Origin of the sequence: Mesorhizobium sp. M7A.F.Ca.US.014.04.1.1, from assembly GCF_003998745.1 — a bacterium.
Classification (GTDB): Bacteria; Pseudomonadota; Alphaproteobacteria; order Rhizobiales; family Rhizobiaceae; genus Mesorhizobium; species Mesorhizobium ciceri.
The window spans coordinates 1-9150 of record NZ_RZRW01000213.1 but is presented as its reverse complement, the minus strand read 5'-3'; the positions used below and the strand labels follow the sequence as shown (position 1 = coordinate 9150).

General features: G+C 61.1%; 8 protein-coding genes and 1 pseudogene. 7 read left to right on the top strand and 2 right to left on the bottom strand.

Annotated elements, in window-relative coordinates; all coding sequences use genetic code 11:
* The 7 genes and pseudogenes from EOA22_RS15980 to EOA22_RS15950 all read left to right on the top strand — a co-directional run.
* Positions 1–487: porin (locus tag EOA22_RS15980; RefSeq protein WP_164755485.1), on the top strand; the 487-nt coding region annotated here is incomplete at its 5' end.
* A gap of 456 nt (positions 488–943) precedes the next feature.
* On the top strand, positions 944–1735 hold the full coding sequence (locus EOA22_RS15975; RefSeq protein WP_013529886.1) for an AraC family transcriptional regulator: 792 nt from the start codon (positions 944–946) through the stop codon (positions 1733–1735).
* 308 nt (positions 1736–2043) lie between these two features.
* Positions 2044–2235, top strand: a pseudogene (locus EOA22_RS15970) (aromatic ring-hydroxylating dioxygenase subunit alpha); the annotation flags it as partial.
* 379 nt (positions 2236–2614) lie between these two features.
* A complete protein-coding gene (locus EOA22_RS15965) occupies positions 2615–3634 on the top strand; it encodes a BMP family protein (protein WP_013529887.1) in 1020 nt (339 codons plus the stop codon).
* A 32-nt stretch (positions 3635–3666) separates the two neighbouring features.
* Positions 3667–5190, top strand: coding sequence for an ABC transporter ATP-binding protein (locus tag EOA22_RS15960; RefSeq protein WP_013529888.1), 1524 nt, complete (start codon positions 3667–3669; stop codon positions 5188–5190).
* Positions 5187–6263, top strand: coding sequence for an ABC transporter permease (locus EOA22_RS15955; RefSeq protein ID WP_013529889.1), 1077 nt, complete (start codon positions 5187–5189; stop codon positions 6261–6263). Before EOA22_RS15960 ends, EOA22_RS15955 begins: the two co-directional genes overlap by 4 nt.
* Complete coding sequence (locus EOA22_RS15950) at positions 6256–7188, top strand: ABC transporter permease (RefSeq protein WP_013529890.1); 933 nt, start codon at positions 6256–6258, stop codon at positions 7186–7188. The genes EOA22_RS15955 and EOA22_RS15950 overlap by 8 nt, the downstream gene beginning before the upstream one ends.
* A 10-nt stretch (positions 7189–7198) precedes the next feature.
* On the opposite strand, the gene EOA22_RS15945 is transcribed toward EOA22_RS15950, so the two are convergent.
* Positions 7199–8119, bottom strand: coding sequence for an ABC transporter permease (locus EOA22_RS15945; protein WP_082826540.1), 921 nt, complete (start codon positions 8117–8119; stop codon positions 7199–7201).
* Positions 8119–9150: ABC transporter permease (locus EOA22_RS15940; RefSeq protein ID WP_164755483.1), on the bottom strand; the 1032-nt coding region annotated here is incomplete at its 5' end. The genes EOA22_RS15945 and EOA22_RS15940, both read right to left, overlap by 1 nt.

The window sequence follows — 9150 nt, the reverse complement described above, 5'->3', positions numbered from 1 at the left end:
GGGTTACGACACGATCGACAGCTATGTCCCGCATGTCGTCGGCGGCGTGAAGTACACGCAGGGCTGGGGCGCGATCACGGGCGTCGCTGCTTATGACAGCACCTTCGAAGAATATGCCGGCAAGGTTCGCTTGGACGTGAACGCTTCGAGCGCTCTGTCTCTGTTCTTGATGGCCGGCTACGGCACCGACAAGAACATCGACCGCAACTTCTATAAGCAGTGGGGCGGCAACTGGGCAGTCTGGGGAGGCGGCACCTACAAGTTCAACGAGAAGACCTCGTTCAATCTCCAGGTTTCCGCTGACGATGACAAGAATTACGGTGTCGCGGCAAACGTTGCCTACGATGTCGTCCCCGGCTTCACGGTCACGGCCGAAGTTGACTATAACCACGATGGCAAGTTTGGCCAGATTGACAACCGTAACTGGGTCGGCGCTACGAAAGAGAATAGCGTCGGCGGCCTCCTCCGCTTCCAGCGCGACTTCTAGCGGATTGTTGTAGCACTTCGCCGAAATATACGAATGCTCGCTGGGCAAGCCGGCCCAGTGAGCTCATCGGGTGGCTCCTCTCAAAATGCTTGAGTCCGTACCTCCAGGACCGAAGCGCGCCGCCGATGCGAAGGGCGCCTTTGACCAAGGCGCCCTTCATTCCGGCTATGTCCACCAGTGTGATCCCACCCGAGTGACGACGACTGGCCAGCGCGGCTCGACGTCGATCTCGACAAGCCGTTGACCAGCGAGCGTTCAAGGGCGGCCTCTCTGGCCTGGCGGATCGCCTCGGCTAGCCTGGGCCTGTGCGCGTGGAAGCATCGGTCTGCCGCCATGAGCAGGTTGATTGGCGGTATCTTGCGTCACGAGGCCATAGCTTCGACAATTGGAGACGCAGCCGGAACGCGGATCGACTTCATTTGCATGGCACCGGCAGTCTGACAGGGGGAAGCCGATATGCGCCTGCCACCGATCGACCTTAGCCGCGAGAACACCTTCGGCGAACTAACCTATGAGAATGGCGGCGACTACGGGCCGATCGGTGGCGACTATCTGGCCTTCATGCTTGTCCACGTCGGATCCCTGACGCTCGAGGCGGATGACAGCGTCCTGCAACTGGAGGCAGGACAATGTGCTCTGTCGCTCACGCGTGATCGCTACATGACGTCGGTGGCGCCGGAAACGCTGACCCATGTCAGCTGGTGCGATGGCCGGCCGCAGAACGCGGCGTGGCTGTACAAGGAGCGCGAGAAGTTCGCGCCGTTCATCGTCGCCTCGCCGATGGTCCACACCCTCATGCAGTTGGGTGTTGATCTTGGCCTCGGCGAGCGTGGCGGCCGCAGTGGTGTTCGCGAGTCGCTGACCAACGCCTTGCTCCACGCCTTCATCTACGAGGCCGAGGTGATCGAGGCGGAGCGGCCGATCCCGCAGACGATCCTGCAGGCACGCCGTTTCCTCGAAGAGAACTTTGCCGCCGATCTGTCGATCGAGCGGGTGGCGCAGCAGGTGCGCGTCAGTCCGCAATATCTGGTCTCGGCGTTCAAGAAACATCTCGGCATGACGCCGGCCAAATATCTGTGGCGTTGCCGCCTCGATTACGGCACGCATCTGCTGCAGCGGACAGGACTGTCGATCAGCGAGATCGCCTACCAGGTCGGCTACAAGAACCCCTATCATTTCTCGCGGCAGGTCAAGCTGGCGTTCGACTGTTCACCGACCGAGCTCAGAGAGCAGAAGCGCAACGCCTGATGGTTGCCCACGTGCCTCCGGGTGACGAGGCAAGCATTGCCTCCAGAACCGGGCGGGTGAACTGGCGATATGCTTTCCTCAAGAGCGGACATGGCGGTTTTCCAGGCACAAATGAATTGTCGGGCAATCAGGGTTGATCCGGCGTCAGGCAACGGACCGATGTCTTGCAACCTGGTTGCCGGTCGCGCCTTGGCCAGATCCGTTCGCCGACAACAGACATTCCAGGCTGGACAGCACCATGAGCAATTTCTCTCATCTCGATCCCGTTGCGCTCAACGACTGGCATGTCGTCGCCTGTGTCGAGGAGGCGATTTCATCAGACCATCCTGGGTCAGGACAAGCCGATCCTGGAGAATCAGGTTCCGAAGAGGCTGCCGCTGGATTCCCGTTCCGAGGTGCCGATCCGCGCCGACGCCGCGTCGGCCGCCTACCGCCGCTGGCTGCGCGAAAGGGGCCTGCGTTATGGCGTCGTGGCCGGCAACGGTATCGGCGCACACTAGAGCCGGATTATTTCAGGTCGAATCGACCTGAAATCGGAATCCGCCTCTAGATCAAAGAGATAGAGCATGATGTCTGGACAAACGGTTTCCGTTTGTCCGTGAAAACCGCTTCACACTTTTCGGCACTATGCTCTAGTCATGGGCGCATTTTCGGACATGATTAATTGTGGATATGCGCGAAAGAAATCGCAGCCATTGTTAGCCGACCTTCGCCGTGGAAGTTTCGGACCTAAGCCGGAAGACCGGCTGCCAACAACGCCATGGGGACGTTGTCCAGGCGATCGCCGCCTCCAAGTAGGCAACCGGAAAAGACAAGAACATCCGGATGACGACAGGGCGGCATTGGACAGTTCTCGGACTGGAATGAGAGGATCAAGCGATGACGAATACCATTACGCGACGCACGGCAATCCTGGGCACGGCGGGCGCCCTGCTTCTGTCGGGGCTTGTACGCTCATTCGCGGATGTCCCAAAGACGCTGAAACTGGCTGTTATCCTGCAGGACCTGCCTGACGTCGGCTGGGACCGGACACTGCTCGACGCGCTTGAGCAACTGAAACAGGAAAGGCCCGAGGGGCTGGAGATTGCATGGGAACATACCGATCCGCTGTACGGAGACGATGCTGAGAACGCCATGCGTTTCTACGCAGAGAGTGGTGAATACGACATCATCTGGGGCCATGGCACCTATTCGGACCAGGTCCAGAAGCTGAGTGTCGAGTTCCCCGACCTGATGTTTGTTGTCACCGGCTCCGGCAATCACCCAGCCGGGCCAAATCAATACTGGATCTACAAGCGGCTGCATGAGCCTTCCTACCTGCTTGGGATGCTGGCTGGCCATACCACCAAGACAGGCATGGTTGGCATCGTCGGCACCTTTCCAGCCAATGACGTCAACGACCAGATCAATGCGTTCTTCGAGGGTGCAAAGTCGATCAGGCCGGACATCCAGCATCGGCTTTCGTTCATCGGCTCGTGGTCCGACAATGCGCTGGCGGCTGAGCATGCCAATGTGCAGATCGCGGCCGGCGCCGACGTCGTTTTCATGCTGACCGACAATTTCAAGCCCTGCCAGGAGCACAAGATCATGTGCTTCGCCAACATCAACGACCAGAGCAAGGTCGCGCCCGACGCCATTGCGTCCAGCGCCATCATCAGCTGGAAGCCCGATCTCAACTGGATCATCGGCGAATGGCTGAAACACAAGGCCGGTGCGCAATTCAATGGCAACGCCGAACCGAAATGGTTTTCGATGGCCGAAGGCGGCACCGACATCGCACCCTATCATGATTTCGACGGCAAGATCCCGCAGGCGGTGAAGGGCGAAATATCTGCCAAGCGGCAGGAGATTCTTTCCGGCAAGTTTGTCGTTCCGCTCAACACCGCCGAGGTGAAGTAAGACACATCAACCAGGCAGCCCGGTGCGACCCAATGGAAGACCTGCTGAACGTTCAGAACCTTACCAAGCGATTTGGCAGCGTCATTGCCAATGACGGGGTTAATCTCGATATCCGCAAGGGTGAGATCCACTGCCTTTTCGGTGAAAACGGGGCAGGCAAGTCGACGCTGTCGTCCTGCCTCTACGGCTACTACAAAGCCGATAGCGGCGAGATACGCTTCAAGGGCGAGGTGGTGGAATTGAGCTCTCCCGCCGATGCCTTGCGGTTAGGCATCGGCATGGTTCACCAGCATTTCGTGCTGGTGTCGAACTTCACCGTGCTCGAAAACATCATCGTCGGCAGTGCCGATGTCGGGTTGCTGCTGAGGAAGGCCGATGCCCGCCGCAGGGTTCTCGGCCTCTGCAGGGACTGCGGCATCGACATCGACCTCGATCGCGAAATCTGGCAATTGTCGGTCGGTGAACAGCAATGGGTGGAAATCCTCAAAGCACTCTATTTCGGTGCCGAGCTGCTGATCCTGGACGAACCGACGGCGGTCCTGACGCCGCAGCAATCCGACCAGCTCTTCGTCATCCTTGATGGGATGCGCAAGCGTGGATTGTCGATTGTCCTGATCAGTCACAAGCTGCGCGAGGTGATGCAATCCGACAGGGTCACCATCCTGCGCAAAGGCAAGGTCGTCGCTACGGTGGACACCGCCAATACGACAGCCGAGGCGATTACCGCCCTCATGGTCGGGCACAAGGTGACGAAAAACGTCAGGGACAATTCCGTCACGCCGGCGGGAGAAATCCTCTCGGTCGAAAAGGTGTCGGCGGTTGGCGAATGGGGCGAGGATGTCCTCAAGGACGTGACGTTTACCGTCGCCGCCAACGAGGTTCTCGGGCTGGCTGGCGTTGCCGGCAACGGCCAGAAGGAACTGTTCGAGGTACTGATGGGAGTCCGCGCGCTTCAATCGGGCGGTTTCTCGCTGGAAGGAAGCCCGGTCACCGCGCCGACGTCTCGCCAGATTCTCGACAGCGGCGTGGGTTTCATTCCGGACGATCGTTTCCTCGAAGGGTTGATCCCGGAGTTCGGAACCGCCGAAAACCTTGTCCTCGGCTGGCAGCGATCGCCGGAATATTGTCGTGGTCCGTTCCTCGATCGCCGCAAACTGGCTGAGTTGGCGAGGCGCAAGATCGACGAATACAAGGTCGCGACCGCCTCGGCGGACCTCCCGGTGGAGCGACTGTCGGGGGGCAACGCGCAGCGTGTCATTCTTGCCCGCGAGTTCCAGCATGCGCGGCGGCTGTTGCTGGCCAACCAGCCGACGCGAGGGCTCGACGTTGCGGCCTCCGAATTCGTCTACGAGAAAATCCTGGAAAAGCGGGCCGCGGGCTTTGCGATCCTCCTGGCCTCAGAGGAACTCGAAGACCTGCTGCGCCTTTGCGATCGCATAGCGGTCATGTTCAAGGGCCGGATCATGGGCATCGTGCGACCCGAGGAGACCAGCCTCCTCGAACTTGGAATGATGATGGCAGGCGATGCCAGCCAGCTTACGCAGGGAATTCAATGATTTCATTTCAACGACGCTCGGGCAGCAGCCTGGGATGGAACGTCGTCTGCTATTCGGCGGCGATATCAGGTGCTCTCCTGGCTTCCGCTGTTTTGCTGAGGCTTTCCGGCGGCGATCCTGCAAGGGCCTTCACGGCCCTGATCGTCGGCGCATTCGGCAGCCAAGGCGCATTGCTCGGTTCGCTGGCGAAGGCGACCCCGCTGTTGCTTGTCGGGCTGGGCACGGTGTTCGCATTCAGGGCCAAGATCTGGAACATCGGCCAGGAGGGGCAGGTGTTCGCCGGCGCGATGGCCGCCTATTGGGTGAGTTTCTGGATAGCGCCATTGCCAGGCTGGCTGGCCGTCTGCACACTCGCGCTGGCCGGAATGGCGGGCGGCGGCGTGCTCGGCCTGTTGGCCGGCGCACTGAAAACCAGGTTCGGCACCAGCGAGATCATTTCGACGGTGATGCTGAATTACGTCGTCATGTACCTGCTCGCCTACCTTCTCGATGGCGGCCCCTGGATGGCGACAGGCGTGACCGTATCCTATCACCAGTCGCCGCCCATCGATCCAAGTCTGGAGTGGCCGATCCTCTTGGCTGTTGGGGCGGGAAAGCTGCATGTCGGCTTCCTGTTCGCTCTCGCCGCCTCGGCATTCGCAGCGGTGCTGCTCGACAAGACGTCGCTGGGCTACGAAATCCGCGCGTTCGGCTCAAACCCGACCGCGCTGACGTTTCGCGGCACCAATGTGCGCCGGCTTCTGCTGACCGTCATGCTGATGTCGGGGGCCCTGGCGGGACTGGCTGGCGCCGGCGAGCTTTTCGGTGTCTCGCACCGGCTGCGTGCCGAGACGCTGCTTGGCATCGGCAGTTCGGGGATCGTCGTTGCCATGGTGGGAGGACTGCGCCCGAGCGGCGTGATGATCGCCGCCCTGTTCTTCGGCGCGCTGGAAAGCGGCACGATCTACATGCGGCTGAAGAGTGGCACGCCGGCAGGCCTGGTGTCGGCGATGGAAGGGCTGGTGCTTTTGTTCTTTCTCAGTGCCGCCGTCGCAACGCGCCTTCAGATCGTGAGGAGGGAAGTCCATGCTTGAGCTGCTGCAGGGCCCGCTTCTGATAAGCCTCCTGGCGGCGATGGTCCGCATTGCCACGCCATTGCTTTTTTCGGCAATGGGCGAACTTGTCACGCAGCGCGCGGGCATCTGGAACATCGCTGTCGAAGGCACCATGCTGATTGGCGCCATTGTCGCCTACATGGTTGCCTCGACAACCGGATCGCCTTGGCTGGCTCTGGCGATAGCCATCCTGGCCTGCGCCGCGAGCAGCCTGATCATGTCGTTCGTCACGATTGTTTTGAAGGCCGAGCAATTCGTAGCCGGCCTTGCCCTTAATCTCCTGGCATCGGGCGTGACGCTGTTCTGGTTCCAGGCCTATATTGGCGGTCGCGAGGCGCCGACCTTCATCGGCTTCGACCAGGTTCCGATCCCCTATCTGTCGGATATTCCAATCCTGGGACCGGTGCTGTTTTCCCAACGCCTGCTGACCTATGTCAGCTTCCTGGTGCCCATCCTCGTCTGGTTCTTTCTCTACCGAACGAAATACGGCCTTGAGGTGCGCTGTGTCGGCGAAAATCCGAAGGCGCTTGACGTCAAGGGCCTGCACGTCGGCCTCAGGCAGTGCCTCGCGATCATGTTCGGCAGCATGATGTCCGGCTTCGGCGGCGCCTTCCTGATGCTTGGCTATTCGGACAAGTTCGTTCCCGATCTCATTGCCGGCCGCGGCTGGCTGGTCGTGGTCGCGATCATCGCCGGCAACTGGATGCCGTTCCGGATCGTTGGAGCGATCTTCATCTTCGCGTTTCTGGAGGCGTTGGGCATCCATGCGCAAGTGGTGGGGATTCCTGTCCCCCACCAGCTGTTCCTCGTCTTGCCCTATGTGGCGTCACTTGTGCTGCTTGCGGGCTTGCGGTCGCGCACCCATCAGCCCGTGGCGCTCGGCATTCCCTACAACAGGGAATAGACCCTGCTGCTCAACCCGCCGGACGGAAAGGCTTTGCTAGCGAAGCCGGGAAGTGCAGCGCCAGCATTTGCCGGTTTCGCGAGATCAGCACCAGAACGATGATTGTCGCGAGATAGGGCAGGGCCGAGAGCAGTTCGGACGGCACTTCCAGTCCGAGCGCCTGTCCCTGCAGCTGGAGGATCGTCATGCCGCCGAACAGCCAGGCGCCAAGCAGGATGCGCAGCGGGCGCCATGTGGCGAAAACCACCAGCGCCAGTGCGATCCAGCCTTTGCCGGCAGTCATGTTCTCGACCCAGAGCGGTGTGTAGGCGACGGACAGATAGGCGCCCGCCAGGCCAGCCATCGCCCCGCCAAACAACACGGCCATGTAGCGGATCCTGATCACGGGATAGCCGATCGCATGCGATGTCTGCGGTGACTCGCCGATCGTTCGCAAGATCAGCCCGGCCTTCGTGCGGTAGAGAAACCAGCTGATGGCAGCGAACATCACCAGAGCTAGGTAGACCATCGGATCGAAGCGGAAGAGCAACGGACCGATCAGCGGCAGATCGGACAGAACAGGGACGTTGATGCCGTGCAGCGCCTCGATAGGCTCGCTGCCGAAGCCGCGGCCAAGGAAGGCCGACACGCCGGAACCGAAGATGGCCAGCGCCAGTCCGGCCGCATATTGATTGGTGAGGAAGGTCAGTGCCAGAACGCCGAACAGCAGCGAGGCGGCGGCACCTGCCAGGGCGCCGGCCAGGATCGCAACCGGCATTGGATAGCCTGCGGTTACGGCCCAGAAAGCCAATGCCGCGCCCATCAGCATCATGCCTTCGATGCCAAGGTTAAGCACGCCGGACTTCTCGACCACCAGTTCGCCGAGTGCCGCGAATATCAGCGGCGTGGCGGCGATGACGGTGCCGGTGAAGATGGCGATGATCAAGTCCATCAGGCTGTCTCCAGCGCGTGCGTGTCTCGGGCCGGCCGTATCAGGCGGATGCGATAAAAAATGAAGAAGTCGGCGGCGAGCAGGAAGAACAGAAGAATGCCCTGGAAGATGCGCGTCAGCGCCGAGGGCAGGCCCAGCGTCATCTGCACGCCTTCGCCGCCGAGGAAAAGCAGCGACATCAACAGCCCGCCAAGCACGATGCCGAAGGCGTTCAGCCGGCCGATGAAGGCGACGATGATGGCCGCGAAACCGTAGCCGGGCGAAATCTGCGGCGAGAGCTGGCCGAGCGGCCCGGCGGCTTCCGCCATGCCGGCGATGCCGGCGGCCGCACCACCCGCCATCAGCCCGATCCAGACGGCGGCAGATTCGCGAAAGCCGGCATAGCGGGCGGCAAGCGGTGCCGCTCCGCTCACCGACATCTTGTAGCCAAGGAAGCTGCGGTCAGTGAACAGCCACATCACGAACACGGCGACGACGGTGATGAAGATCGAAGGGTTGAGCCGATAGGCCGGGTCGAAGGATTCGAACAGGGCGGCTGTCGGCAGAAGTGCCGTCTGCGGGTAGTTGAAACCGGCCGGATCGCGCCACGGTCCATGCACGAGATAGGACAGGAACAGCGTCGCGATGTAGGTCATCATCAGCGTGACCAGGATCTCGTTGGTGTTCATGCGGGCGCGCAGGAAGGCAGGGATCGCCGCCCATGCCATGCCGGCGCCCATGCCGGCAACGAACATCAACGGCAACAGCAGCACGCTGTCCGGGTTCGGCCAGAAAAGACCGACGCCGCTCGCCGCAATCGCGCCCATGGTGAACTGGCCCTCGGCGCCGATGTTCCAGACATTGGCGCGGAAGCCGATAGCCAGCCCACACGCAATGAGGATCAGCGGCGAAGCCTTGAGCAGCCATTCCGACAAACCGTTGAGGGAATTCAACGGCTCGACAAAGAAGGCGTAGAGCGTCGGCAGCGGATCGTGTCCGAGCGAGGCAAAAAAGATCGAGCCGACGACCAGCGTCAAAACCGACGCCAGCAC

Coding starts and splice junctions, on each gene's coding strand:
- EOA22_RS15975 (WP_013529886.1), top strand. CDS start 944: ATGCGCCTGCCACCGATCGACCTTAGCCGCGAGAACACCTTCGGCGAA.
- EOA22_RS15950 (WP_013529890.1), top strand. CDS start 6,256: ATGCTTGAGCTGCTGCAGGGCCCGCTTCTGATAAGCCTCCTGGCGGCG.
- EOA22_RS15955 (WP_013529889.1), top strand. CDS start 5,187: ATGATTTCATTTCAACGACGCTCGGGCAGCAGCCTGGGATGGAACGTC.
- EOA22_RS15965 (WP_013529887.1), top strand. CDS start 2,615: ATGACGAATACCATTACGCGACGCACGGCAATCCTGGGCACGGCGGGC.
- EOA22_RS15960 (WP_013529888.1), top strand. CDS start 3,667: ATGGAAGACCTGCTGAACGTTCAGAACCTTACCAAGCGATTTGGCAGC.
- EOA22_RS15945 (WP_082826540.1), bottom strand. CDS start 8,119: ATGGACTTGATCATCGCCATCTTCACCGGCACCGTCATCGCCGCCACG.